The sequence below is a fragment of the Nocardia bovistercoris genome, from assembly GCF_015674855.1.
GTDB lineage: Bacteria > Actinomycetota > Actinomycetes > Mycobacteriales > Mycobacteriaceae > Nocardia > Nocardia bovistercoris.
In genome coordinates this window covers 38,059-63,899 of sequence record NZ_JADMLG010000003.1, presented here as the reverse complement: position 1 = coordinate 63,899, position 25,841 = coordinate 38,059, and the positions used below count along the sequence as shown (strand labels likewise).

The 25,841-nt window shown below is 69.3% G+C and carries 25 protein-coding genes; 8 read left to right on the top strand and 17 right to left on the bottom strand.

Annotated features, from left to right (window positions below; all coding sequences use genetic code 11):
* Positions 1–69: 69 nt before the first annotated feature.
* On the bottom strand, positions 70–357 hold the full coding sequence (locus tag IT779_RS08330; RefSeq protein ID WP_196148639.1) for a hypothetical protein: 288 nt from the start codon (positions 355–357) through the stop codon (positions 70–72).
* A gap of 254 nt (positions 358–611) precedes the next feature.
* Here IT779_RS08330 and IT779_RS08325 point away from each other — a divergent pair, with 254 nt between their 5' ends.
* Positions 612–812: a DUF397 domain-containing protein gene (locus tag IT779_RS08325; RefSeq protein ID WP_196148638.1), complete on the top strand. Its 201-nt coding sequence runs from the start codon at positions 612–614 to the stop codon at positions 810–812.
* 441 nt (positions 813–1,253) lie between these two features.
* Entirely contained in the window at positions 1,254–2,171 is a 918-nt protein-coding gene (locus IT779_RS08320) for an alpha/beta hydrolase (protein ID WP_196148637.1), read from the top strand.
* Here IT779_RS08320 and IT779_RS08315 read toward each other — a convergent pair.
* From IT779_RS08315 to IT779_RS08260, 12 genes are all read right to left on the bottom strand, one after another.
* Positions 2,168–2,761, bottom strand: coding sequence for a TetR/AcrR family transcriptional regulator (locus IT779_RS08315; RefSeq protein WP_332838718.1), 594 nt, complete (start codon positions 2,759–2,761; stop codon positions 2,168–2,170). The two genes, IT779_RS08320 and IT779_RS08315, sit on opposite strands and share 4 nt — an antisense overlap.
* A gap of 248 nt (positions 2,762–3,009) precedes the next feature.
* Positions 3,010–3,885 (bottom strand): 3-methyladenine DNA glycosylase, encoded by an 876-nt coding sequence (locus IT779_RS08310; protein WP_196148636.1) that lies wholly within the window; start codon positions 3,883–3,885, stop codon positions 3,010–3,012.
* A gap of 22 nt (positions 3,886–3,907) precedes the next feature.
* On the bottom strand, positions 3,908–4,972 hold the full coding sequence (locus IT779_RS08305) for a hemolysin family protein (protein ID WP_196148635.1): 1,065 nt from the start codon (positions 4,970–4,972) through the stop codon (positions 3,908–3,910).
* Positions 4,965–6,410, bottom strand: coding sequence for a hemolysin family protein (locus IT779_RS08300; protein ID WP_196149140.1), 1,446 nt, complete (start codon positions 6,408–6,410; stop codon positions 4,965–4,967). The genes IT779_RS08305 and IT779_RS08300 overlap by 8 nt, the downstream gene beginning before the upstream one ends.
* Positions 6,411–6,895: 485 nt before the next feature.
* Positions 6,896–8,332 (bottom strand): GuaB1 family IMP dehydrogenase-related protein, encoded by a 1,437-nt coding sequence (locus tag IT779_RS08295; protein WP_196148634.1) that lies wholly within the window; start codon positions 8,330–8,332, stop codon positions 6,896–6,898.
* 87 nt (positions 8,333–8,419) lie between these two features.
* Positions 8,420–9,265: a DMT family transporter gene (locus IT779_RS08290; RefSeq protein ID WP_196148633.1), complete on the bottom strand. Its 846-nt coding sequence runs from the start codon at positions 9,263–9,265 to the stop codon at positions 8,420–8,422.
* A gap of 349 nt (positions 9,266–9,614) precedes the next feature.
* On the bottom strand, positions 9,615–11,366 hold the full coding sequence (locus IT779_RS08285; protein WP_408637744.1) for a DEAD/DEAH box helicase: 1,752 nt from the start codon (positions 11,364–11,366) through the stop codon (positions 9,615–9,617).
* Positions 11,367–11,520: 154 nt separating this feature from the next.
* Positions 11,521–12,459 carry a M56 family metallopeptidase gene (locus tag IT779_RS08280; protein WP_196148631.1) on the bottom strand — a complete coding sequence of 313 codons (939 nt, stop codon included), beginning with the start codon at positions 12,457–12,459 and terminating at the stop codon, positions 11,521–11,523.
* Positions 12,460–12,524: 65 nt separating this feature from the next.
* Positions 12,525–12,902, bottom strand: a complete 378-nt coding sequence (locus IT779_RS08275; RefSeq protein WP_196148630.1) for a BlaI/MecI/CopY family transcriptional regulator — start codon at positions 12,900–12,902, stop codon at positions 12,525–12,527.
* Between the two features lie 93 nt (positions 12,903–12,995).
* The gene (locus IT779_RS08270; RefSeq protein ID WP_196148629.1) at positions 12,996–13,826 is read right to left on the bottom strand and encodes an ABC transporter ATP-binding protein; all 831 of its coding nucleotides are present in this window, start codon (positions 13,824–13,826) and stop codon (positions 12,996–12,998) included.
* Positions 13,823–14,920 (bottom strand): FecCD family ABC transporter permease, encoded by a 1,098-nt coding sequence (locus IT779_RS08265; protein WP_332838717.1) that lies wholly within the window; start codon positions 14,918–14,920, stop codon positions 13,823–13,825. Before IT779_RS08265 ends, IT779_RS08270 begins: the two co-directional genes overlap by 4 nt.
* A 40-nt stretch (positions 14,921–14,960) precedes the next feature.
* On the bottom strand, positions 14,961–16,007 hold the full coding sequence (locus IT779_RS08260; RefSeq protein ID WP_196148628.1) for a FecCD family ABC transporter permease: 1,047 nt from the start codon (positions 16,005–16,007) through the stop codon (positions 14,961–14,963).
* A 110-nt stretch (positions 16,008–16,117) separates the two neighbouring features.
* On the opposite strand from IT779_RS08260, the gene IT779_RS08255 reads away from it, so the two are divergent.
* From IT779_RS08255 to IT779_RS08235, 5 genes are all read left to right on the top strand, one after another.
* The gene (locus IT779_RS08255; RefSeq protein WP_196148627.1) at positions 16,118–16,828 is read left to right on the top strand and encodes a hypothetical protein; all 711 of its coding nucleotides are present in this window, start codon (positions 16,118–16,120) and stop codon (positions 16,826–16,828) included.
* Positions 16,829–16,998: 170 nt separating this feature from the next.
* The gene (locus IT779_RS08250) at positions 16,999–17,442 is read left to right on the top strand and encodes a PaaI family thioesterase (protein ID WP_196148626.1); all 444 of its coding nucleotides are present in this window, start codon (positions 16,999–17,001) and stop codon (positions 17,440–17,442) included.
* 75 nt (positions 17,443–17,517) lie between these two features.
* Positions 17,518–17,820 carry an urease subunit gamma gene (locus IT779_RS08245; protein WP_196148625.1) on the top strand — a complete coding sequence of 101 codons (303 nt, stop codon included), beginning with the start codon at positions 17,518–17,520 and terminating at the stop codon, positions 17,818–17,820.
* Positions 17,821–17,829: 9 nt separating this feature from the next.
* The gene (locus tag IT779_RS08240) at positions 17,830–18,141 is read left to right on the top strand and encodes an urease subunit beta (RefSeq protein WP_196148624.1); all 312 of its coding nucleotides are present in this window, start codon (positions 17,830–17,832) and stop codon (positions 18,139–18,141) included.
* A 93-nt stretch (positions 18,142–18,234) separates the two neighbouring features.
* Positions 18,235–19,956 (top strand): urease subunit alpha, encoded by a 1,722-nt coding sequence (locus tag IT779_RS08235; protein WP_196148623.1) that lies wholly within the window; start codon positions 18,235–18,237, stop codon positions 19,954–19,956.
* A 47-nt stretch (positions 19,957–20,003) separates the two neighbouring features.
* Here the strand turns inward: IT779_RS08235 and IT779_RS08230 are convergent, their stop codons facing one another.
* Positions 20,004–21,056 (bottom strand): NAD(P)H-dependent amine dehydrogenase family protein, encoded by a 1,053-nt coding sequence (locus tag IT779_RS08230; protein WP_196148622.1) that lies wholly within the window; start codon positions 21,054–21,056, stop codon positions 20,004–20,006.
* Positions 21,057–21,115: 59 nt separating this feature from the next.
* Here IT779_RS08230 and IT779_RS08225 point away from each other — a divergent pair, with 59 nt between their 5' ends.
* Positions 21,116–22,183 carry an NAD(P)H-dependent amine dehydrogenase family protein gene (locus tag IT779_RS08225; protein ID WP_196148621.1) on the top strand — a complete coding sequence of 356 codons (1,068 nt, stop codon included), beginning with the start codon at positions 21,116–21,118 and terminating at the stop codon, positions 22,181–22,183.
* A gap of 42 nt (positions 22,184–22,225) precedes the next feature.
* Here IT779_RS08225 and IT779_RS08220 read toward each other — a convergent pair whose 3' ends face one another.
* The 3 genes from IT779_RS08220 to IT779_RS08210 all read right to left on the bottom strand — a co-directional run bounded on the left by IT779_RS08220 (position 22,226) and on the right by IT779_RS08210 (position 25,824).
* A complete protein-coding gene (locus IT779_RS08220; protein ID WP_196148620.1) occupies positions 22,226–23,353 on the bottom strand; it encodes an NDMA-dependent alcohol dehydrogenase in 1,128 nt (375 codons plus the stop codon).
* Positions 23,354–23,596: 243 nt separating this feature from the next.
* On the bottom strand, positions 23,597–24,655 hold the full coding sequence (locus IT779_RS08215) for an ABC transporter substrate-binding protein (RefSeq protein ID WP_196148619.1): 1,059 nt from the start codon (positions 24,653–24,655) through the stop codon (positions 23,597–23,599).
* 209 nt (positions 24,656–24,864) lie between these two features.
* The gene (locus IT779_RS08210) at positions 24,865–25,824 is read right to left on the bottom strand and encodes a TauD/TfdA dioxygenase family protein (RefSeq protein WP_196148618.1); all 960 of its coding nucleotides are present in this window, start codon (positions 25,822–25,824) and stop codon (positions 24,865–24,867) included.
* Positions 25,825–25,841: the final 17 nt, after the last annotated feature.

Below are 25,841 nucleotides of genomic sequence, written 5' to 3'. Positions count from 1 at the left end.
CGGCGCACGCGGCCGACGAGATCGACCATACCGAGGGGCGCCGACAGCCCGATGACCGCCCGGCCGAGCTCACCTGCGTGCGATCGGCCCCGTCGGCAACAGCAGTCCGCACGCCAGCGTCACCGCCTTGTACCCCGCCCCGAGATGCGCCAGATCCGGGGTGATGATGACCCCGGCACGCGACTCCGCCGCCGCGCCGACCACGAAAACCGTCGGCATGTAGGTGCTGTCGTCCAGGGTGACGATCCGCACCAACTCGTGCCCGTGCTTGCGAGCCAGCCGCTCGATCGTCGAATGATCCCGCAGTATCTCGACGCTGATTCCGAGGTGCAGCACGCCGATAGCTCTGTCGGGCAACGAATTCACTCTTTCTCACGGACACCGGGGCTTTCGGGGGTTTACCGGCGATCCGCCCGGATTTTCCGGAAGACGCTCGGCGCGGCCCCTACGACCATTTCTGAACAGACCGGTCGGGACCGCTCGGTTCAGGCGTTTCAAGTCCCCCTACGCATTTCTCACCCGAATGGGCAGACGTGCGCGCCGACAGTGAATACTGTTGGTGCGTAACGCCGAACGGCGTTTCGCACAGAACACAGCAAGGGGGCCGGACAATGATATCGGATCATCCGAACGCCACATGGTTCAAGAGCAGCCACAGCCAACCCACCGGAGAGTGCGTTGAAGTGGCACACCTCCCGACCGGCGCCGTCGGCGTCCGCGACTCGAAGCACCCCACCGCCCCGACTCTCACCTTCACCGCCCCCGAATGGGACGCATTCCTGCGCGACACCCGAAGCGGTTCCCTCAGCTGATCACGGTGTGCCGAGAGAATTCGGCTCGTTGAAATTCGGATTACCGGGACCGGCCTGCGGGAGATCACGGGCCGGTGCCCAGTTCGCTGTCGTGCGCCGATCCGCTCGACCCGCGCCGATCCGCACTTCGCCGCCGATGTCGTCGCGGCTCGTGCGCGCGGTGCTTCGGTCGGGTCGATCGATCGCGATCTGTTGGTGGCGGGCGAGCCGCGGCGGCGGTTACCGAGCAGAGTCGGTGATCGAGGCACTGCTCGCCGCGTGAGCCGGTCACCCCAGGCGCCATCGGACGGTGGGTCACCGCGGTGCTCCCGGAATGTGAGCAATGTCGTCGCCGGGGTCATGAATCGACTTGTTCGTCCTGCTCGGGCTGGGTTTTTCGGAGTCGGATCGCGGGTGCGTACGCGAGTTGTCGGACGCTCGGCGGTGACGTTGGCTCGGGGTATGGAATTCGTGAGATATGCGGCGTTTCTGCCGGAGGAGTATCGGGGTGCGCTCGAGCCGGAGCGGTCGTGGTGGGAGTGGCGGGGGATGCGGGTGCATATCGCTCGGGCGGCGCGGCCGGAGGCGGGGGTGCGGGTGTTGGCGTTGCACGGGGCTGGTGGGCACGCGGGGTTGATGTGGCCGTTCGCGGCCATGGCGGTGCGGGAGGGGGCCGAGGTGATCGTGCCGGATCTGCCGTTGTACGGGGATACGATGGTGCCGGATCGGCGGGGGATCAGGTATTCGGCGTGGGTGGATCTGGTGTGCGAGTTGGTGGAGCGGGAGACCGCTGCCGATTCGCGGCCGTTGATTCTGTTCGGGGCGAGTATCGGTGGGATGCTCGCGTACGAGGCGGCGGCGCGGACGGGGCGGGCGGCGCACGTGGTGGCGACCTGTCTGTTGGATCCGGGTGATCCGCGTTCGCTCACGGTGGCGGCGCGGTTCCCGGTGCCCGGGCGGGTCGGATCGGCGGTGCTGCGGGGCGCCGCGTCGGTCGCGGGGCGGGTGCTCGTGCCGGTTCGCTGGTGCGCGGATCTCGGGAAGATGAGTCGGGATCCGGCGTTGTCGCGGCTGTGTGCGTCCGATCCGCGCGGAGGCGGGTCGGCATTGCCGATCGGATTTCTCGCCGATTTCTTCGCTTTCCGGCATACCGCGCCGGAGGCATTCGATGCCGCGCCGGTGACATTGGTGCAACCCGCCGCGGATACCTGGACGCCGCCCGAGTCCAGTATCCGATTCCTCGACCGGATCGCCGCGCCCACCGAATTGGTGATGCTCGACAATTGCGGGCATTTCCCGATCGAGGAGCCGGGAATCGGCACACTGGCCGACACGCTGCGCGCCGTGCGCGATGGGCCGGCCGCGTCGGCGGCCGATTAGGGTTCGGCGATCAGACGCTCGACCAGTTCCCGCAGGGTGTCGACGCTCATCTCGTCGCGGACCATGACGCGATGCAGGTGCGCGTCGACGGCGTGCACTACGGTCCTGGCGAGGCGCTCGGTATCGTCACCGCCGCGTTCGCAGCGTCGCAGGTGGAAGGCGATCTCAGCGGCGACGCGGTCCTCGAACTCGTCGATCGCGTCCAGTTCGGTGACCGAGCGCGGGGCGAGCCGGTGCATCAGGCGATGCAGTCCCGGACGCCCACGATGCGCCTCGACGACCAGTTCGAGCACCTCCCGCGTCGTCTGCTCGAAGGGCGGGCATTCCGCGCGCAGGCGTGCGAACAGCACCCGCAACCGGGCGTCCGTTTCCCGAATATGGCGCTCGGCCAGCGCGTGCAGCACCGCCTGTTTGTCGGGAAAGTACTGGTAGAGCGACCCGATCGAGACACCGGCGCGCTCGGCCACCCGGTTGGTCGTCGCCCGCAGACCCTCGCGGTCGAACACCTGCGCCGCGGCCTCCAAGATCACGTCCACGGTTTCCCGCGCCCGCGCCTGAACCGGCTGCCTGCGACGATCGACCTTACCCACCTCCACATATTGTCAGGTCGAACCGAGGTGCGGCGCCCCTTCGCCGACCGCGGCGCAGGCGATTCCCGTCCGTCGACCACACGTCGGTCGAACCGAGCCTCGGACGTCGCCGTCGAAACGGGACGCAGGCGCTCATGTGCCGAACGATGCGGCGGCGGATGATCGGCGTCGGTCGTAGCCGACCGCCCGGCGTCGCGGGCGAACCGAGAGGGCGGCGCCGACGCGTCGAGCGGCCCGGTGGCCGACGATCACGGCGCTGCGACGGGCACATCGAGTAGCGTGCGGCAGGCATCGAGGAACCGGGTCCGCAGTTGCGACCCGCGCTCGGCGATCTCGGACTGCTGACGCACGTATTCGGCCCGCCCGGAAGGGGTTTCGATCCGTACCGGCTCGTAGTCGAGGTCCGACAGGTCGTACGGACTGGCCCGCATGTCGAGTTCCCGCGCCGCGAAGGCGAGCTCGAAACATTCGAGCAGCAGGTCCGAGGAGATCAGGGGCACCAGTTTGAAACCCCATTTGTACAGGTCCATGGTGGCGTGCAGGCAGCCGGGTTGTTCGTGGGCGAGCTGATCGGTGCGGGCCAGGGGAATCATATTGCGGCCCACCGCGTCCGGGGTGAAGAAGCGGTAGGCGTCGAAGTGGGTGCAGCGTAGTGACATCGATTCGACCACGGCGTCGGTCTCCGCTCGGGACAACCGCAGCGGAACCTTCCCGTGCCGCAGATCGTCGGTGCGGTACACCATCGCCCACTCGTGCAGTCCGAAACAGGACAGCTGGGCCGGCCGGGATGCGGTGGCGCGCAACAGGTCCGCGACGAATGCGATGGTATCGCGGCGGCGGGCCAGGTGTTCGGGATCGGCGGTGTAGGCGAGTTCGTCGGTGCGGGCGCGGATGTAGCCGCGCGCGCCCTCGTATTCGCGCGCGTCGGCGAGCGCGATCCCGAAACCCGGATGCCAGCGGCGCAATTGGGCGGGCTTGTTGCCGTAGTAGGTGAACAGGAAGTCGATCACCGGGTGCGCGGCGCCCGCGGCGCGGCGCCGCAGGTACGGCCCGACGAGGCCGTCGACCCGGTCGGCGTTGGCTTTCGCCCGCGCCCGCCACCGGGTCGACGGCATCACCTCCATGCTGCGCACCTCGCCGATCGGCTCAATCCGCGTTCCGGTGCGTGAAATCCCGGACGGTGCCGACGAATTCCTCCACCAGATCCTCGAGCGCGACGATGCCGGTGGTGTTGCCTCGGCTGTCGACGACCCGGCCGAGATGGCTGCTGGTGCGCCGCAGCCGGGCCAGCGCCTCGTAGAGGGTCGCGCCCGCGCTCACCGTCGGCAGCGGACGGATATCGGTGCGGGGGATGGGCGTACCTGGTCCTGCGCTGTCGTCGGCGACCTTGTCCAGCACGTCCTTGACGTGCAGGTACCCCACCAGCGACCCGTCGGCGGCCTGCACGGGGAAGCGCGAGTACCCGGTCTCGGCGACCGCCGACTCGATATCGCCGAGAGTGGTTCCGCCGCCGCGCAACGGCACCGAGCGGGTGGCCTCCAGCGGCACCATGACATCGGCGACGATGCGGTCGGAGCTGCCGAGCGCCTGGGTCAGGCGGCGGTGCTCCTCCTCGTCGAGCAGGCCCTCGGAACGGGATTCGCCGATCATCTCCGCCAATTCCACACTCGACACCGTCGCCTCGAGTTCGTCCTTGGGTTCGATGCGCAGCATCCGCAGCGACAGGTTCGCGGCCAGGTTGTAGACCGCGATGAGCGGGCGGGCCAGCCGCAGCCACAGCAGGTGGATCGGAACCAGCAGCAGCGCACTGCGTTCCGGCCCGGCCAGCGCGATGTTCTTCGGGATCATCTCGCCGAGCAGGATGTGCAGGATCACCACGATGGTCAACGCGACCGCGAACGCCACCGGGTGCAGCAGTTGTTCGGGCACGCCGAGCAGGTCGAACGGCCCTTCCAGCAGGTGCGCGACGGCGGGTTCGCCCACCCGGCCGAGCAGGATCGAGCAGATCGTGATGCCCAATTGCGCGGCCGCCAGCATCATCGACAGGTTCTCACCGGCTTTGATGACCGTCATGGCATTGCGTTTGCCTTGCGCCACAAGGGCTTCGAGGCGGTCGCGGCGCGCGGAGATCAGCGCGAACTCCGCCGCGACGAAGAACGCGTTGCTCGCGAGCAGGACGACGGTGAGCAGCACCGCGAACAGGTCACCCATGGCTGTGCTCCGTCCGCTCGACGTTCTCCGACACCAGCGGCGCGACCTCGTCCCGCGCTGCGGGCTCCGCGGGTGTGGTGCGCGCGTGCAAGGTCTCGGCGTCGACCGGGATCAGGCGCACCCGGTCGATCCGCCTGCCGTCCATGCGCTCCACGCGGGCGATCCAGCCGCCCCGGTCGGCGTCGTAGGGTTCGTGCTGATGCGCCGAATCGGGCAGCACCACCTCGTCGCCGGTCTCGGGAATGCGGCCGAGCCTGGTCAGCACCAGGCCGCCGAGGGTTTCGTATTCGCCCTCGGGCGCGTCGTAGCCGGTGGCGCGCGAGACCTCGTCGATGCGAAGCAGACCCGAACAGTCCCAGCCGTCGCCGACCCGGCGGACCTCGCGCTCCTCCTCGTCGTGCTCGTCGCGGACGTCGCCGAGGATCTCCTCGATCAGATCCTCCATGGTCACGATGCCCGCGGTGCCGCCGTATTCGTCGACGACCAGCGCGATCTGCATGCCGTCGGCGCGCACCCGTTCCAGCACTTCGTCGCCGTCGAGGCTGGCGGGCACGATCGGCACCGGACGCGCGAGCAGGTAGAGCGGGATGGTGCGGCGCTCGGCCGCCGGATGCGTGAACGCCTGCTTGACGTGCACAACGCCGAGGGTGTTGTCCAGGTCGCCGTCGATCACCGGGAACCGCGAGAAGCCGGTGCTGCTCGCGGCGGCGATGAGATCGGCGATGGTGTCGGACTTGTCCAGCGATTCGATCTTCACCCTCGGGGTCATCAGTTCCTCGGCGCTGCGTTCACCGAACTGCAGCGAGCGGTCCATGACCAGCGCGGTGCGCTGATCCAGCGACCCGCGCAGCGCGGACGTGCGCACCAGCGAACCCAACTCCTGCGGGGAACGCGCCGAACGCAACTCCTCCGCGGGTTCGACGCCGAAGCGGCGCACCACCCAATTGGCGGTGCTGTTCAGGAATTGGATCATCCACTTGAACACCACGGAGAACGCGATCATCGGGCCCGCGGTGACGCGGGCCGTGGCCAGCGGTTGCGCGATGGCGATGTTCTTGGGCACGAGTTCGCCGTAGATCATCGACAGCGAGGTGGCCAGCACCAGCGCCAACGCCAGCGAGATGCCCGCCGAGGCGCTCTCGCTCAGGCCGGTCGCGCCGAGCAGTGGCGACAGCAGCCGCGCGAGCACCGGTTCGGCGATGTAACCGGTGATGAGGGTGGTGATGGTGATGCCGAGCTGGGCGCCCGACAGCTGGAACGACAGCGTCCGGTGCGCACGACGGACCATGCGGGCGGGCGCGTCACCGTCGCGGGCATGTGCCTCGACGGTGCTGCGTTCCAGGGCGGTGAGGGAGAATTCGGCGGCGACGAACAATGCGGTGCCCGCGGTCAGCGCGACGAACCCGATGAGACTGAGCACGGTGAGCACGACGGACACTGTCAACACCACCTGCCGAGCGCGGTCGGGGACGACACGCGAGAACGGGCAGGGCCGGACGGGACTACTTGGACTGCTGCGGGATGGAGAGCGCCGGGTTTGTCACCCGGCTCGGTAGAGGAGCCCTCCTGTGCGGCGCCCTCGGACGCGGGTGACAACTTGTTCCTTTCGGCATGCGGAAGTTCCGGTGCCGGTCGATACCGGCAACCCCCATGCTACCGGCCGAGGCGAGGGCGCGCCTCGGCCGGTACGGGGTTCGACGGGTGTGTCGCGCGGGCCGATCCGCGTCGCCGGTCGGTGCGCAGGGGCGTCGACCGCCCGGCGCGGGGTCGTCCACCGTCGTGAGGCGGGGTCACCGATCGGCGGGCGGCCTGTTCCGACCCTCGGGGATGACGCCGACGGCCGAGTGAGTCCTGCTTCCGCCGCGCGGTGCCATCGGCGGCCCGGCGGCACGTGGTGGAGTTCGCGATCGTCGGTGTGTGGTGTCACCAACCGCCGGGCAGTGGCCGTCCTTCGGCGAAGCCTGCCGCCGACTGCACACCGAGCACCGCCTTGTCGTGGAATTCGGCCAGTGTGCGCGCGCCCGCGTAGGTGCATGCGCTGCGGACCCCCGAGCAGATGTGGTCGATGAGATCTTCGACACCGGGACGTTCCGGATCCAAGCGCATCCGGGAACTGGAGATGCCTTCCTCGAACAACGCTTTGCGCGCACGGTCGAAACCGCTGTCGGCGCTGGTGCGCGCGGCCACCGCGCGCTTGGAGGCCATGCCGAAGCTCTCCTTGTACGCGTTGCCGTCGCGGTCGACGCGCAGGTCGCCGGGTGATTCGTAAGTGCCCGCGAACCAGGAGCCGATCATCACGTTGGACGCGCCCGCCGCCAGCGCGAGCGCCACGTCGCGCGGATGCCGCACGCCGCCGTCGGCCCAGATGCCGACGCCGAGTTCCGCTGCCGCGGAAGCGCACTCGGCGACCGCCGAGAACTGGGGGCGGCCGACGCCGGTCATCATGCGGGTCGTGCACATGGCGCCGGGGCCGACGCCGACCTTGACGATGGTCGCGCCCGCCTCGGCCAGATCGCGCGTGCCCTGCGCCGAGACCACGTTGCCCGCCGCCAGCGGCACACCGAGACCGAGGTCGGCGACCGCGCGCAGCGCCTCGAGCATCTTGGCCTGGTGGCCGTGCGCGGTGTCGATGACGAGCAGGTCAGCGCCCGCGTCGACCAGCGCCTTGGATTTGGCCGCCACATCGCCGTTGATGCCGACCGCGGCCGCGATCCGCAACTGCCGCCGGTCGTCGACATTGGGCTGGTAGATGCCCGCACGGATGGCACCGGTGCGGGTCATCACACCGGCGAGGGCGCCGTCGTCGGCGGTCAGCACCGCGAGGTGGGCGTGCGCGGATTCCAGGAGGTCGAAGAGGTCGCGGGGGGATGTGGTGACCGGGGCCTGCACGAAACCGGTGACCGCGACATCGCTGAGCCGGGCGAAACGATCCACGTCGGCGCACGCCGATTCGGTGACGACGCCGACGGCCCGCCCCGCCTCGGTGACGATCACCGCGCCGTGCGCGCGCTTGTGCATCAGCGCGACGGCCTCCGACACCGAATGCTCCGGCTCGAGGGTGACCGGTGTGTCCGCGGTGAGCGAGCGGCTCTTCACGAAACCGATGGTCTCGGCCGCCGCGCTGATCGGAAGATCTTGCGGCAGAACGACTATGCCGCCGCGTCGCGCCACCGTCTCGGCCATGCGCCTGCCCGCGACCGCAGTCATGTTCGCGACGACGATCGGGATGGTCGTGCCCGAGCCGTCGGCGGTGGAAAGGTCGACGTCGAACCGGGACGCGACATCCGTGCGATTGGGCACGAGGAAGAGGTCGTCGTAGGTCAGGTCGTACGGCGGCTGATGTCCCGGAAGAAAGTGCACTCGACCGATAGTAGCCGGCCGTGCGCGCCGTCGCGCGCTACTTCGGCGATCCGAACGGCGGTCGACGCGCACCCGTGACCGAACGGCTCAGCTCCGTGCCTGCCCGCGGGAGAGCCGTATGGTGGTGGCGCACATCACGATCACCGACACCGCGACCACCGCGAGGCCGAGCGGGCCGGTGCGCAGCCGCTCGTCGAGCACCGTCGTGCCGATCAATGCCGCCGCCAGCGGTTCCGCGATGGTCACCGCGGGCAGCGACGCGGTCAACGGGCCGACCTGATACGCGCGCTGTTGCAGATAGAGGCCCGCCACCCCGGACGCGACCAGCGCCCACAGCTGCCAACTGCCCAGCGCCGCGCCGACCCCGCGTCCGAACAGGTCGGTGACACCGGTGGTGAGCGCGGCCGCGAGCCCGAACAGCGACCCGCCCGCCACCCCGAACAGCAACGCGCGCCGCGTCGGATCGGCCGAGCGCGCCCCCACCGCGACCACCGCCGCCAGCCCGGCGAGCAACGCGCCCAGCGGCACGGCCCATTCGGCGAACGGCGCCGTCGCGACCCCCTCGGACGGATCGCCGACGATCAGGAACACCGCGAGCGCGACCGTCAACGCCCCCGCCGTCGCCCACGTGCCCGCATCGATCCGCCGCCCGTTGAGCCGCGCCGAGAGCGGCAGCGCGAAGATCAGCGCACTCACCAGCAACGGCTGCACCAGCAACACCGACCCCAACGCCAACGCCGCGACCTGCATGGCGTAACCGCCCACATCCCCGGCGATCCCCGCCAACCACCGCGGATCCCGCACCAGCGCCCCGACGAATCCGACCCCCTCCGGCACCGTCGCCGCCGCCCGGTGCTGCGCCACCGCGGCCACCGCGAACAATGCCGCGGCCAGCAGCGCGCACACCACGGCGGCGATCGGATGCGAGGACACGCGCCCCAGTCTGCCCCGACGCCGCGACCGCGCCCGCGACCGCACCCGCCGTGTCGGCTCGCCTTCTCGGAGGACCAGCCCGCTTCGGTTCGCGCACCATCCCAGCGAGGATTGGTATGTCGGCGCGCTCGTGGTCACCCGACGAGCGCGGATGGCGATTGTGTCGGTACCCGTCGCAACCGCAGCCGCGTCTCGTCCTGCGTGGGATCATCACACCCGCGCGCCCGTAGACCGACCCGATCCGGCAACAGCCTGCGGGGCGCGGCAGCCGCTGCCTCCCAGCGGTATTCGTGCGATGCCGCGATGTTGCCGGGCGGTGTCGATCCGCCGACCCGTTCGATGGCTCGCGCTAGTTCGCTCGGCGGTTGCCGGTATTCGGAGAGCCTTGGGGGCGTCCGGCGCGGCGGCGGGATTGCCCCGGCGTGTCGGCGCGTGTCGGACGGCCTGACACGGGGGATCCCTTGCCGCGCGCGCCCGTTTGGGGAGCGCGTCCCGTGGGTGCGGCGGAACCGTCGGTGCGCACGGACGGTGTGGCGGCGGCCGAGCGGGGACGTGTGGTGCGGGACTGGGCGCGGTCCGAGGCGTGGTCGCGGGTTCCCGCCCGCGAAGCAGTACCCGACGACTGGGCCGACGACCGCGTGGGTGCGGTCGACGACTGCGCGGACGCGGGCGAGGATCGTGCGGACGCGGCGGGCCTGCGCGACGATGTCGTGGACGAGCGCGTCGAGGTTCCCGACGACCGTGCGGAACCGTCCGCACCGCGCCGGGACGGCCTGTCGTGACGTCCGCTCGCTTCGCCCGCGCCGGACGCCGGGCGACGCCGCCGTCCACCACGCGACGGACCTTCGCCCGCGTCGCCGGTCGCCCGTCGAGCCCCGCTTCGCGGCTCGCCCGCCGCGCGCGCGTCCGCCGCACCACCGGTTTCGACCTTCGCCGACGGTCCGGGTGGCCGCCGCGCACCGGTGATCTCGTTCAGCCTGCGATCCCCGGGACCCACCTCGATCCCGACCACGTCGACCCCGGCCTTGCGGGTCATCTTCTCGACGTCGGCGCGTTCCTCACCGGTGACCAGGGTCACCACAACCCCGTCCTCCCCGGCGCGCGCGGTCCGACCCGCACGATGCAGGTACGCCTTGGATTCGGCGGGCGGGTCGACGTGCACGACCAGCGAGATGCCGTCGACGTGAATGCCGCGCGCGGCGACGTCGGTGGTGACCAGCACCGGGGTGGCGCGTTCGGCGAAGGCCGCGAGGGTGCGGGTGCGGTTGTTCTGCGCTTTGCCGCCGTGCAGCGCGCCCGCCGCGATGCCGACTCCGCGCAGCTGCTTGGCGAGGCGGTCGGCGCCGTGTTTGGTGCGCACGAACATGATGGTCAGCCCGTCGCGCGCGGCGATCTCGGCGACCACGGCGCGTTTGACGAGCTTGTCGGAGACGAAGAGCAGGTGGTGCGACATGGTCGCGACCGAAGCGGAGGGCGGCGCGGTGGAATGGGTGACGGGAGAGCGCAGGTACCGCTTGACCAGTTTGTCGACCTCACCGTCGAGAGTGGCCGAGAACAGTAGTCGCTGACCGTCCTTGGGGGTGCGGTCGAGCAGTTTGACGACCTGGGGCAGGAAGCCCATGTCGGCCATGTGGTCGGCCTCGTCCAGCGCGGTGATCCGTACCTCGGACAGGTTCGCCGAACCCTGCGCGATGAGGTCTTCGAGCCTGCCCGGGGTGGCGATGAGCAGGTCGACGCCGCGCGCGAGGCGGTCGGCTTGGCGTTTGATCGGCGCGCCGCCGACCACCGAGGCGATGCGAAGGCCGAGGGCGAGCGCGGGCTCGTCGAGCGCGCGTTCGATCTGGGCGGCGAGTTCGCGGGTCGGAACGAGCACGAGGCCGCGCGGGCGTCCAGGGCGCGCGGCGGCGCCGACGAGTCCGGCCAGCATCGGAAGTCCGAAGGCCAGGGTCTTGCCCGATCCGGTGGGACCGCGGCCGAGCACGTCCTTGCCCGCCAGCGCGTCCGGGACGGTCGCGGCCTGGATCGGGAACGGAGCCTCGATGCCGTCGCGGCGCAACGCCTGCGTGAGCGCGACGGGTAGGCCCAGATCCGCGAAGGTCACGGCGGCAGGGGGCGAGGAGGTCAACGGGTGCCTTTCTGGTGCGGCGCGCGGGTCGGCGCCGAGCGTTTTCGTGGGGACCCGCCGCACGGTACGCGGGCGTGATCGGGACGGTCGGCCAGGAGAGCCGGTGTCGTCGGACCGCGGGTCGCCGAGATCAGCCGTTGAACAGCCGGCTGAGTTCGACCAGCCAGGGTACCGCGAACGCCAGCGTCGGGACCACCAGGATGGCCACGGACCCCAGATAGGCCGCCGAGGCGACCCGCATATCCCCGATACGCTCGTTGAGGCGCTGGATCCGGATCAGGGTGGTCGGCCCGCCCGCGGCGAGCGCGCCCTGCGGCGCGGTGGACTTCGCGCACGCCACCAACGCGCGGGCCAGCGGCGCGGGCCCGGTGACCTTCACCGCCGAATCGTCGGCGAGCAGTTCGATGAGCAGTTTCACCGATCCGAGCGCGGCCCTGCTGCGCACCACCCGCGGGAATGCCTCGTGCACGGCGGTGAACGCCTCGAGCACCAGGTCGTGCCTGGCTCGCAGGTGTGAGCGTTCGTGGCTGACGATCGCGGTGACCTCGGCGTCGTCGAGGCTGGTGAGCGTGCCTTCGCTGATCACCACGCGCTGGCGCAGGCCGGGCAGGCAGTAGGCGATGGGTTCGGTGGCGGCCAGCACCCTGATGTCGGCGGCGCGGCGCCGCGGCCCGCTCTGGTCGAGCAGGTCGACCAGCATGCGGTGGCGGGCGCGGCGGCGTCGGGTGTGCACGCCGACGCGCACGATCGAGAACATCAGTCGCGCGCCGACCAGCAGGGTGAGCGCGAAGACGAAGATGTAGGCGAGCCACAGCGGTAGACCGAGCGCGTCGATCTCACGGGTGGGTGAGGTGGTCGGGCGGCCGTCGGGGCCGGGGACCAACAGTTCCGCCGCGATCGCCAGGCCGGAGCCGAAGGCGCTGAGCACGGCGGCGAGCGCGATGGCCTGCCACAGGACCAACGCCGCGCGTGGTGTCCGGTGTGGCCACTTCGCTCGGCTCAACAGCGCTGGAGCAGGCCCCGCGAGAAGCAAAGCGAGACCGGCGAATACCGGCGCGGTTGCGTTCATCGACTCAGCTCACTGCGTTGTGGGGCCAGAACGCTCACGGCGTTGTGAGCGTCGCGCCGAAGGTATCAGGAACCTTCGGATGATTCGAGCTTAGCGAGTGCCTCACGCAGTGCGTCGGCCTCGTCGGGGCCGACCTGTTCGACGAAGTGCACGAGCGCGGCGGCGCGACTGCCCGCCTCCTCGGCCTGCTGCAACGCGTCCACCATGAGACTCGCGACCAATTCGTCGCGGGTGTGCACGGGCGCGTACCTATGGGCGCGATCGTCGCGCCGCTGTACCACCAGATTCTTCTTCGCGAGTCGTTGTAGCACCGTCATCACCGTGGTGTACGCGAGCTCACGACGTGCGGCCAATGCCTCGTGCACCTGCCGGACCGTCTGCGGTTCAGCACTGGACCACAGCTGGTCCATGACCGCCTTCTCGAGTTCACCAAGTCCTGCCATCCCACAAGTTTAGAGAACCAACGACGCGAACGCGTACTACACCTTGTCGTAACTGTTCGGTAGCTGTGTGGTATTGGTCATAGTCGGCGCGTCTTAGGGCCGAACGGACTCCAGCACTTGCCGCGCGCCGATCGGCACGATCATCGGTCGCCCCGACACCGGATCCTCGAGCACCTTCGCCCGCAGCCCGAAGACCTCGAGCAACAACTCCGCATCGATGATGTCGCCCGGTGCGCCCTGCGCGACGATGCGACCGGCGTGCATCACGATCAGCCGGTCGCTGTAGCGGATCGCCATGTTCAGGTCGTGCAGCACCATCACCACCGTGCGGCCCATCTCGGCGCGCAATTGGTCGACCAGGTCGAGGACCTCGAGCGAATGGGCCAGATCGAGATAGGTGGTGGGCTCGTCGAGCAGCAGGATGTCGGTGCCCTGGGCCAGCGCCATCGAGATCCAGGCCCGCTGGCGCTGACCGCCGGACAACTCGTCGAGGGAACGATCGGCCAGATCGGCGATGCCGGTCTGCGCCAGCGCCGCCATCACCTCGGCCTCGTCGGTGGCCGACCACTGCCGAATCCAGGACTGGTGCGGATGGCGTCCGCGCGCGACCAGATCGGCCACCGTCAGCCCCTCCGGCGCGACCGGGGTCTGCGGCAGCATGCCGACCACGCGGGCCACGTCCTTGGTCTTCATCGACGAGATCGCCTTGCCGTCCAGCACCACCCGGCCCTTGCTCGGGCGGAGCAGCCGCCCCAGCGAGCGCAGCAGAGTCGACTTGCCGCAGCCGTTCGGGCCGATCACGGTGGTCACGATGCCGGAGGCGATCTCGAGGGTGAGGCCGTCGATGATGACGCGCTCGCCGTAGCCGAGGGTGATGTCCTGCGCGACGAGCCGATGGGCGTCGGCCCCGGATGCGGTGGTCATGACAGGGTCGCCTTCCGATTCATACGAACGAGCAGATACAGCAGGAACGGTCCGCCGAAGGCCGCGGTCACGATGCCGACCGGCAGGTCGACCGGGAAGATCGTGCGCGAGGCCACATCCGCGCCGACCACGAGCACACCACCGCACAGCGCCGATCCGACGAGCGGTTCACCGGGCGTGCGGAACAGCATGCGCGCGATCTGCGGCGCGGCCAGCGCCACGAATCCCACCGGGCCGACCGCCGCGGTCGCCACCGAGGCCACCGTCACCGCCGTGCCGAGCAGTATCGCCTGCTGGGTCTGCACCCGCACGCCGAGCACCCGGACGCTCTCCGGACCGAGGCGCAGCGCCGCGAGCGTGCGCGCGGAGGCGACCGCGACCAGCAGCGCCGCGCCGAGGGTGAGCGCGGCGGGCACGAGGGTGGAGTTGTCGGCGGCGTTGAGCGAGCCGTTGATCCACAGTTGCGCGCGGGCCGCGGTCTCGAGCGAGCTGCGGGTCAGCGTCCAGCTGATGCCCGCGACCAGCACCGCGTTGACGCCGATGCCGATCAGTACGAGGCGCATGCCGGTGGCGCCGACCTCGCCGGTGGCGCTGCGGCCCCAGGCGAGCGAATAGATGGCGAGCGCGGTGAGCAGTCCGCCGAGCGTCGCGGCCAGCGGCGCGCCGACCGACGCCGCGGCGCCGGTGTTGCCGATGCCGGTCAGCACGAGGATCGCGCCGAGGCCCGCGCCGGAGGTGATGCCGAGCATGTCGGGGCTGGCCAGCGGATTGTGCAGGATCGACTGGGTGATCGCGCCCGCGAGGCCGAGGGCGGCGCCGACCACGACGGCGGTGAGCGCGCGCGGCATCCTCGACTCCCAGATGATGAATCGCTGGGCGCGCGTGCCGCCCCCGGACAGCACGTCGAGGACCCGGTCCAGCGGGATGTGCGTCTCGCCGGTCGCGATGTCGAGACAGAACAGGGCGAACAGCGCGGCCGCCAGCAGCAGCGCGAGCACCGCCATGCGCGGGCGCAGCACCAGCGACACCGGTCCGACGCGCAGGGCGGGCCGTAGTTCGCGCAGGGTCGCTGGGGCTTTCACGGTGGCGCTCACGCGGTCCCTACCTTGCGTTTGGTCGGACGGGGCGGCCGGATCACAGGCTGACCAACTTCCTGCGGCGGACGAACGCGATGAAGAACGGCGCGCCGATGACGGCGAGCATGACCCCGACCTGGAGTTCGTCGGGACGCGCCACCACCCGGCCCGCCACGTCGGCCGCGGTCAACAGCAGCGCGCCGAACAGGCCGGAATACGGGATGAGCCACCGGTAGTCGGGGCCGGTGAAGAAGCGCGCGATATGCGGCGCGACGAGTCCGAGGAAGGCGACGGGGCCGATGGCGGCCGTTGCGGCGCCGCACAGCAGCACCACGGCGGCCAGTCCGACCGCGCGGCTGCGTCCGACGTTCACGCCGAGTCCGCGCGCCACGTCGTCGCCGAGGCTGAGCAGGTTGAGTCCGGGCGCGGCGGCGACGGCCATCACGAGTCCGAGGCCGAGGAAGGGCAGCACCTGCCAGAACACCTCGGCGTCGCGTCCGGCGACGGTGCCGACCACCCAGAAGCGGTAGGTGTCCAGCGCGGACACGTCGAGGGTGACCACCGCGTTGGTCATGGCCTGCAGGAAGACGGTGACCGCCGCGCCCGCGAGCACCAGGCTCAGCGGACTCGCCTTGCCGCCGCCGATGGCGGCCGCGCCGAAGACCACGAGGCCCGCGAGCAGCGCGCCGAGGAAGGCGAACCAGATGTACTGCTCCGGTGCGGTGAGCCCGAACAGGTACATGCCGAGTGCGGCGAGGAAGGCCGCGCCCGCGTTCAGCCCGAGCAGTCCGGCGTCGGAGAGCGGGTTGCGGGTGTAGCCCTGGATGAGCGCGCCGGTCATGCCGAGTGCGATTCCGCACACCAGCGCCAATGCGGTGCGCGGCAGGCGGAGTCCGCGCACGATCTCGTCGGCGACCGATTCCGCCGGGCACTCGAACGGTCCGCCGGGGCAGGTGAGCGCGGTGTGCAGGGAATCGAGAACGGTGGCGGGAGAAAGGGACCGGGTGCCGATCGCGATACTCGCGACCACCGCGACGGCCAGCAGGGCGGCCAGGGTGAGAAGTCCGGTCAGGCGGCGTCGCCGTACGGAACCGAGGGGTGTCACGGCGAAGAACTTACTCCTGCCTAAAGGTGGTGCTGAGGTTGCTAGGTCTGGTAAGCCTAACCTATCTTCCGCATTCGACTCTACGACGGAGCCGACCCCGAGGAGGTTCGATGCTCGAGCCCGTGACAACCTGCACCGCCCGTCTCACCCCGGCGGTGTTCGGCCATTCCTGTAACCGGTTGCGCGCGCTGCAACCGGAGCATCCGCGCGTCTATGCCGTCGCCGCGATGTCCGATCAGGGAAAACGTCGGTGGTGGAAGCTCTCCGAAGGGTTGCGCGATGGCCGTATCGAACTCATGTACCGGCGCCACGCCGCGGAGATGATCAGCGCCGACACCGCCGCCGAAGTGGTCGCCACCGCGCTCATTCACGCCGTCATCGGGCGCGTCGCGGCGCTGCTGGTCGCCGAGGGCGCGGCCTGGGATCCGGGCCTGGAGAACCTGTGGGTGCACAACGACAACGACGGCGGCATCGACTGGGCAGGCCTGTCCGACACCACGATCCGGGTGCTCGCGGGCGACCGGCGCGCGGGCGATCCCGGCGTCGTCGTGTTGCCGTGCGCGCGGGCGATGTACGTGTGGCTCGCGCATCGGTGCTGCGCCTCGCTGTCGCTGATCCAGCACGGACTCGGGCGCTGCGCCGGACTCGGTCCGCGTCGATTCTGGTCGCTGGTGGGCGAATCCATCGTCGGCGCGGCCACCTACGTTCCCGATCTCGCGCGCACCGACGCGCTGGTCGGGGCGCGGCACGGTCAGGGCCTGTTGCTCGCGCTCGAGGAGCGCGGCCTGCCGGTGCGTCGAAGTGCTTGCTTAGTTAGGTAAGGCTGACCTATACTGAGCGCGGCGTTCGGATCGAGCGTGAGTCCCGAGGGCTGCGGCGACCCCCGATCCACTGCCGCGGCGGGCCTTCATTCCGGTGGAGGCCCGCCGCTTCGTCCTCCGGTGCGGCACCCTGCGCGGGCGTCGGGTCGCCGGGATGTCAAGGTGAACCCATGACACAACAGGAGCCATCGACACGGTCCTTGGCGGGCGTCACCCCCGAACAGTTGACGACCGCGAGCCAGGGCAGCTTCGCCGACCTGGTCGGGCTGCGCTACACCGAGATCACGCCGGATCGCGTGCGCGGCGAACTGATCGTGAAACCGCATCTGTTCCAGCCCATGGGCATCGTGAACGGCGGCGTCTACTGCACGGTCATCGAGACGATGGCCAGCATCGCGGCGGCGGTCTGGCTCGGCGACGGCGGCACCGTCGTCGGCGTCAACAACAACACCGACTTCCTGCGTGCGGTGCGCGAGGGCACCCTGTCGGCCGAGGCAACGCCGGTGCACCGCGGTCGCACCCAGCAACTGTGGCTGGTCGTGCTGACCGACGAACAGCAGCGTGTGGTGGCACGCGGTCAGGTGCGGTTGCAGAATCTGGTGAAGTCCGACTGAGGCTCGCCCCGCATCCGCGAAACGCGCGTGCCAGAATAGCCGTCACCCCTGTGACCGAACCGGTGAGGAGCCCGCATGCGACTGTCGCCGCACGAGCAGGAACGGTTGCTGCTGAGTTACGCGGCCGAACTGGCCCGCCGCAGGCAGGCGCGCGGACTCGCGCTCAACCATCCCGAGGCGGTTGCGATCATCACCGATCACGTGCTCGAGGGCGCCCGCGACGGCCGCTCGGTCGCCGAGTTGATGTCATCGGGGCGCACCGTGCTCACCCGCGCCGACGTGCTGGACGGCGTGCCGGAGATGATTCACGACGTGCAGGTCGAGGCCACCTTTCCGGACGGTACCAAACTCGTCACCGTGCACCACCCGATCGGCTAGGGGCGGGCCGTGATTCCGGGTGAATACCTCTGTGCCGAAGGCGTCATCGAGCTGAACGTGGGCGCGCCGCGCGTGGAACTCGACGTCGTCAACACCGGCGACCGGCCGGTGCAGATCGGCAGCCACGTGCACTTCCCGCAGGCCAACGCCGCACTCGACTTCGACCGCGCCGCCGCGCACGGGCACCGGCTCGACATCCCCGCGGGCACCGCCGTGCGCTTCGAACCCGGTCTGGCCCAGCGGGTCTCGCTGGTGCCGCTGGGCGGTTCGCGCGAGGTCCACGGCATCAGCCGCACCCCACCCGGCAGGCTCGATGCCTAGCTTCGTACGCGACAGCGTCCACCGTCGCGCACGCGACACTGACCAACTTCGCGCGCCCGCCGGTGCGCCGCACGGTATTTCGGGAGGTAGCCGATGAGCGAGTTGAGCCGGGCCCGTTACGCGGAACTGTTCGGGCCGACCACCGGTGATCGAATCCGGTTGGCCGACACCGATCTGCTGATCGAGATCACCGAGGACCGCTGCGGCGGACCGGGTCTCGCGGGTGAGGAGGCCGTCTTCGGTGGCGGCAAGGTGCTGCGCGAATCCATGGGCCAGTCCCGCGCCACCCGCGCCGAGGGCACACCCGACACCGTGATCACCGGCGTCGTGATCCTCGACCACTGGGGAATCATCAAGGCCGACCTCGGCATTCGCGACGGCCGCATCTGCGGCATCGGCAAAGCGGGCAATCCCGAGACCATGTCCGGCGTGCACCCGGATCTGGTGGTCGGGCCGTCCACCGAGATCATCGCGGGCAACGGGCGCATCGTCACCGCGGGCGCCATCGACTGCCACGTGCACTTCATCTGCCCGCAGCTCATGGACGAGGCGCTCGGCGGCGGCATCACCACCCTCATCGGCGGCGGCACCGGACCCGCCGAAGGCTCCAAGGCCACCACGGTGACCCCGGGCGCGTGGCATCTGGCCCGCATGCTCGAGGCCACCGACCACTGGCCGCTGAACATCGTGCTGCTCGGCAAGGGCAACACGGTCGGCGAAGAGGCCATGTGGGAGCAGTTGCGCGCGGGCGCTTCGGGTTTCAAACTCCACGAGGACTGGGGTTCGACGCCCGCCGCGATCGACGCCTGCCTGCGGGTGGCCGATGCCGCGGGCGTGCAGGTGGCCTTGCATTCCGACACCCTCAACGAGGCCGGATTCGTCGAGGACACCCTGGCCGCGATCGCGGGCCGCGGCATCCACGCCTATCACACCGAGGGCGCGGGCGGCGGGCACGCACCCGACATCATCACCGTCGCGGCATACCCCCACGTGCTGCCGAGTTCCACCAATCCGACGCGCCCGCACACCGTCAACACCCTCGACGAGCATCTGGACATGCTCATGGTGTGCCACCACCTGAGCGCGTCCATCCCGGAGGATCTGGCCTTCGCCGAGAGCCGCATCCGACCGTCGACCATCGCGGCCGAGGATCTGCTGCACGATCTGGGCGCGATCTCCATGATCGGCAGCGACTCCCAGGCCATGGGCCGCATCGGCGAGGTCGTGATGCGCACCTGGCAGACCGCGCACGTGATGAAGCGCCGCCGCGGCGCGCTGCCTGGCGACGGCGCGGCCGACAACCTCAGGGCGCGTCGCTACGTCGCGAAATACACCATCTGCCCGGCCGTCGCGCACGGACTCGACCACGAGATCGGCTCGGTCGAGGTCGGCAAACTCGCCGACCTCGTCCTGTGGGAGCCCGCGTTCTTCGGGGTGCGCCCGCACGCGGTGCTCAAGGGCGGCATGATCGCCTGGGCCGCCATGGGCGACGCCAACGCCTCGATCCCCACACCGCAGCCGGTGCTGCCGCGCCCGATGTTCGGCGCCGCCGCACCCGCGGCCGCCGCCACCGCACTGCACTTCGTCTCCGAGCAGGCGATCGAGGACGGACTCGCGAACCGACTGAACGTGCGCCGAAAACTGGTGCCCGTCAAGAACGTTCGCAAGGTCACCAAGTCCGACATGCCGGGCAACGACGCGATGCCGCGCATCGAGGTGGACCCGGACACCTTCACGGTACGAGTCGACGGCGAGGTATGGACCGAACAGCCCGCCACCGAACTGCCCATGGCCCAGCGCTATTTCCTGTTCTGACCTGTACCTCAGGGTCGCGTGGTGCCAGACAACCTCACCCTTATCGCCTATCCGAGCCGAGGCGCGATGTCGGCGGTGATCGGCGGCAGGTCGGCGTAGGTGACGATGCCGGGCCGAGCGGCGACCACCGCCGGAATGGCGTTGACGGCGGGCGCCGCGGTCAAGGTGGTGCCCATGGCGATCAGGTCATCGAAGGTGGCCGTCTCCATGTTGTCAGGCAGGAAGTCGACCCGCACGATCACCTTCGGGTCGGCGTTCACCTCGATCAGGTAACCCATGTTCGTCGTCCACGGCGGATCGATGGCGGTGCCGAGCGTCCACACCGCGTTCAGTTCGATGACGTCGGCGCCGTCCGCCACGCCGAACCAGCTGATGTCGATACCGGCAACGGTGCCCTCGTTCACCGTCCGACCCGCCACCTTCAGATCCTTGGTGGCGTGCGCGAAGCGGACTTCGTAGCGGATGTCGTCCAGGGTCAGGCCGAGCACGGTGGCCATCATCTCCGCGGCGTCGCGGAATTCGCCGACGCCCTCGGCGACGTCGTCGGCGTGCCCGGGATCGCCCGCGGGGCGTCCCCAGCCGAAATCGTCCTGGTTGCCGTCGGCCGACAGGATCGTCAGGTCGAACGATTCGGCGATCTTGACCGACTTCAGGTTCCTGGCCACACCCGAGGCGACCGCGCCGAGGTATTCGATCCAGCCGGGATTGACCCCGCTGCCGAAGATACTCGAATCGCCCTTCACCGCAGCCTCTTCCAGACGTCGGCGGGCATCGGCGCCGACGGCCGCGCCGGTGATGAACTCCGAGGTGGTGACGACGTTGATGCCCGCGGCCAGCAGCCGGGTCAGGTCGTCGACATCGGGGAACAGCGGCATGTAGGAGACGCAGTCGGGCCGAAGCGCGAGGATCGCGTCGATGTCGTCGGTGGCGGTGACGCCGACCTGCCTGTCGAGCCCGGCCAGTTCACCCGCGTCGCGGCCGACCTTGTCCGGACCGTGCGCGTAGACGCCGACCAGTTCCAGGTCTGCGCGTTCGATGATCGATTTCAGTGCCGCCCGCCCGACATTGCCGGTGGTCCATTGCACGATCCGCAGTGTCACGAGTACTCCCTTTCCGAATTCACCCGTTCATAGATACTGTAACGTCTACAGTAGTAAATATGGCAGACAATGTTGAACAATCTCGATATCGTGTGGTCCAGTGGACCACCGGTAATGTCGGCAAACAATCGGTATCGGCTGTCGTGGCCCATCCGGAACTGGAACTGGTGGGTTGCTACGCCTGGTCTCCGGACAAGGTCGGCCGCGATGCCGGTGAATTGAGCGATATCGAACCGGTCGGCGTGCTCGCCACCGACGATGTGGCCGCGCTGCTGGCTCTGAAGCCGGATTGCGTGGTCTACAACCCGATGTGGATCGACGTCGACGAATTGGTGCGCATTCTGGAATCCGGCGTGAACGTGGTGACCACGGCGGCCTTCGTCACCGGGCATTCCCTCGGCGCGGACAAGCGGGCGCGCATCGTCGACGCGTGCGAGCGCGGCGGCTCGACGATCTTCGGCTCCGGCATCAATCCCGGATTCGTGGATCTGCTCGCCATCGTCGCGGCAGGCGCCGTCGACCGGATCGACAAGATCACGGTCGTCGAAGAGGCCGACATCAGCGGCTACGACTCACCTGCCACCGAGCTACCGGTCGGCTTCGCCCGCCCGATCGACGATCCCGAACTCCCCGCGATGACCGCATCGGCCACCGAGGTGTTCATCGACGCGGTGCACCTGATCGGCGCCGCGATCGGCGTCGAATTCGACGAGGTCGTCTGCGAACCCGAGTACGCGCGAACCACCCACGACGTGGATCTGGGTTCGTGGCGCATCGACGCGGGCTGCGTGGCAGGCATCAGGACGAGCTGGCACGGAAAAGTCGACGGGCGCAGTGTCGTGGAATTGCGCACGGTGTGGAGAAAAGGCCAGACATTGGAGCCGGATTGGCCGATCGACACCGGCCACCGCGTCATTGTCGATGGTTGCCCGAATATCACTCTGCGCATGGACGTCACCCCGCCGCCGGATTTTGTCGGCACCACGCTCAGTGATTTCATGCGGCTCCCGATGATTCTCACCGCGATGCCCGCGATCACCGCGATTCCCAATGTGGTCGCCGCCGCGCCGGGAATTCTCACCTACGCGGATACGCTACCGCTGCCCAAGGCGCGAATTACCCGCTGACCGGTCGAGCCGGTGCGCATTCTCGTGCGCACCGGCTCCGCTTCACCGGTCCGCGTCGGTGAAACAGATCACGCCGCGGATATTGCGTCCTTCCAGCATGTCGCGATAGCCGTCGTTGACCTGGTCGAGTCGGTAGCGGCGCGTCACCATGGCGTCGAGGTCGAGTCTGCCCGCCCGATACAGCGCCAGCAGCCGCGGAATGTCGGCCTGCGGATTGCCCGCCCCGAAGATCGTGCCCTGAAGGTTCTTCTGGAACAGGGTGAGCATCGAAAGGTTCAGTGTCACTTCGGTGTCCAGCACTCCGCCCATGGCGGTGACCACACAGGTGCCCGCCTTGGCCGTCAACGCCAGATACTGGTCGATGTCGCGCCCGTCCATCCGGCCGACGGTGACGATCACCTTCGTCGCCATCGCGCCGAATGTCACCTCGGGCACCTCGGCGAATGCGGCCGCGAGATCGGGATAGACGTGCGTCGCGCCGAAACGCAACGCCTGCTCCCGTTTCCACGGCACCGGATCGATGGCGAACACGTGCCGCGCGCCCGCGAGCACCGCGCCCTGCAACGCCGCAACGCCGACGCCGCCGATCCCGACGACCGCGACGTCGTCACCCGGTTCGACCCGCGCCGACCTAGTCGCCGAGCCGAATCCGGTGGTGACGCCGCAACTCAGCAGGCACGCCACCTCGAACGGAATGTCCTGGTCGATCTTGACCACCGAACTGCGGTGCACCACCAGATACGGCGCGAAGGTGCCGAGCAACGACATCGGATACACCTCGCGCCCGCGCGCCGTGACCCGGAACGACCCGTCCGACACCGACGCGCCCGCCAGCAGCCCGGCGCCGAGGTCGCAGAGGTTCGTGCGACCGGCCCGACACGACGGGCACCGTCCGCACGCGGGGATGAACGAGACCGCGACGTGGTCGCCCACCGCGATGTCGTCCACCCCATCGCCGACCTCGATCACCACGCCCGCGCCCTCGTGTCCGCCGAGGATCGGGAACGACGCCATGGGGATGTCGCCGGTGACCAGGTGGTGGTCGGAATGGCACAGCCCCGCGGCCTCCATCCTGACCTTGACCTCGCCCCGGCGCGGGTCGCCGATCTCGATCTCCTCGACGACCCACGGCTGGTGGAAGTCCCAGATCAGCGCGCCTTTGGTCCGCATCGACCACCTCCTGTCACGCGGGCCGTCCGCTGTTCGTACGCGGCGCGGCCGATGCTCGTGGCCGGGTGGCCACCGGGTACGGCACAGCTGCCGTCGCCGGACCGATGGTATTACGGTTGGGGTTTCAGTAAAGTATTTTCGAGAAGATTTCTCGAAACTGCGCCCACCGGCTGTCGGGCACGGGCCGGAACGCCGGAAACCGCCGAGGCGATCTCGGCGGTTTCCGGACGGCGGGACCCGGCGCTAGTTGCGCTTGCCCCCGTTCTCGTCGGCGTCGGTCGCGTAGGCGCCGTTCGAGTACGGGTTGAACTCGTTGGTGAACAGTCGCTTCACGTCGATGCCGGGTTCGAGGAGTCCGAGCCGGACACCCTCGTCGGTCCACAGCACGAACTCCTGCTCGGCGATGACGCCGCCGGGGATCGGGATCCCGGTGCTCTTGAAGTGCCGCACGAAATCGGTGTTGCCCGCGCGACCGCGCCGCTCGATGATCTCGGTGAACTTCGCCACCACCTCCTCGCGGCTGTGCAGTTGCGCCCAGCGCAGCGCTCGCGCCGTGCCCTGTACGAAGTCGGCGACCGCCTCGCGGTTCTTCGCGATGAAATCGTCGCGCAGCACTGTGGTGCCGATGGCGAGGTCGCCGATCAGGCCGGTGTCGCGGAAGATCTCGTGCAGGCCGCCGTTGAGCAGCGCCGCGTCCTTGATGATGGTGCCGAGATTGCCGACATCGATCTGCTTCTCCCGCAGCGCCCGCTCGGTGTTGATGGGCGGCACCACCACGAATTCGATGCTGCCGATCTCCTGGTCGGTGAGCCCCTTGCGGTGCAGCCACTCCTTGATCGTGTACTCGTGGTATGCCCCGAGGGTGTTGATCCCGACCTTCTTGCCGATCAGATGGCGCGGCTCGGTGATGCCGCTGCCCTCCAGCGAGTAGTAGCCGTGGAAGGTCTGCTCGTCCGAGCCGTACACCGAGATCACCGAGGTGATCGGCGCTCCCGCGGCCCGCAGTTTGGCCACCGAGCCGTTGAACGCCGAACCGAAATCGGCCTGGTTCGTGGCGACGGACTGGATGTCCTGCGGGCCGGAGGTGGTGTCGCCGATCCACTGCAGGCGTACCTTCTCGAAATAGCCGAGCCCCTCGGCGAGTTCGGGCCACAGCACCTGACTCGGCGAGCCCTGATAGCGCAGTACGACGCGCCCGTCGGCATCGGTGGTCGCCGATTCACCGCAGCCCGCCAGCACGGGCAGCGCCAGTATCGAGAGCAGCAGCGCCAGCAGGCGCGCCGTCCCACGTCCGATCGTCATGTCCTTCGTTCCCCTGGTGTCGTGGTCGAGGTTGCGCCGTGCCCCGGTGAGCGCGGCGAACCGCCCACCCGCCGAGTACGGCGGGTGGGCGGTCGAAGCGGCCCGTGCAGTCGCCTGCGCCGGGCCGAGGACACCAGGTCGAGACGCCGCCCACCGGCCGGACAGGTGCCGGTGGCGCGTCGGTCTCGAAACGGGGGAGTGCGCTCACCTCAGGGTCGGTTCGCGAGCGTCTCGTCGGAATAGAACGGCTCGCCGGAGACCGGGCGCGACGGCTTCCCGTCGACGCCGACCGGGATCTCGCCCTCGACGGTGGTGCGGTGCAGCACCCGCACCACGTCGAGATGGTCGAGGTCGGTCGGGGCGAGATGGGCGACCGCGCGGTTGTCCCAGATACCGAGAGAGTCAGGCGTCCAACGGATTCGGACGGTGTAGGCCGGGTTGGTGATCTCCTCGAAAAGCAGATCGAGCACCCGGTCGCTCTGGCGCGGCGACAGGCCGACTATGCGGCTGGTGAAGCCCGGATTCACGTGCAGGATGCGCTCGCCCGTGATCGGATGTAGCCGCACCACAGGGTGTTCGGAGATGATCGGCGTCTGCTTGACGAGTCCGTCGGACTCCGACCCCTCCGCCCACTTCGGCGCCCGTCCGCCGAAACGGTTCTCCGCGTACAGCCCGTCGAGGAACGCCTTCAGCGATTCCGGCAGGTTGGCGTAGGCGGCGACCAGATCGGTCCAGGTGGTGTCGCCCCCGACCGCCGGGACGATTTCCGCGCGCAGCGCCGTCACCGCGGGCGGATTGATCAGCGCCGTCACATCCTGATGCCAGAACGAGGCATAACTGTACTGCGGCGTACCGAAACGCTTCGCATAGATCCGGCTGTCGACCTCGAGGATTTCCGGGAACCCTTCCGGGGATTTATCGGTGTACCGGTGCGGATGTGCCGGAGTCACCGGGCCGAATATCCGGGTGAAAGCGATCTGCTGGGCGTGGTCGATCGGCTGGTCGCGGAAGAACAGCACCCGGAACCGGTAGAGGGCGGACCGAAGCCGCTCGGCCGTCTCCGCCGAAATACCCTCGCGCAGATCGATTCCCGACACCTCCGCACCCAGGTACCCCGCGATCGGCGCGATGGACAGTTCGTGCGTCTTCGCTACTTCGACAGTGGTCATCGCAATTCTCTTCATCC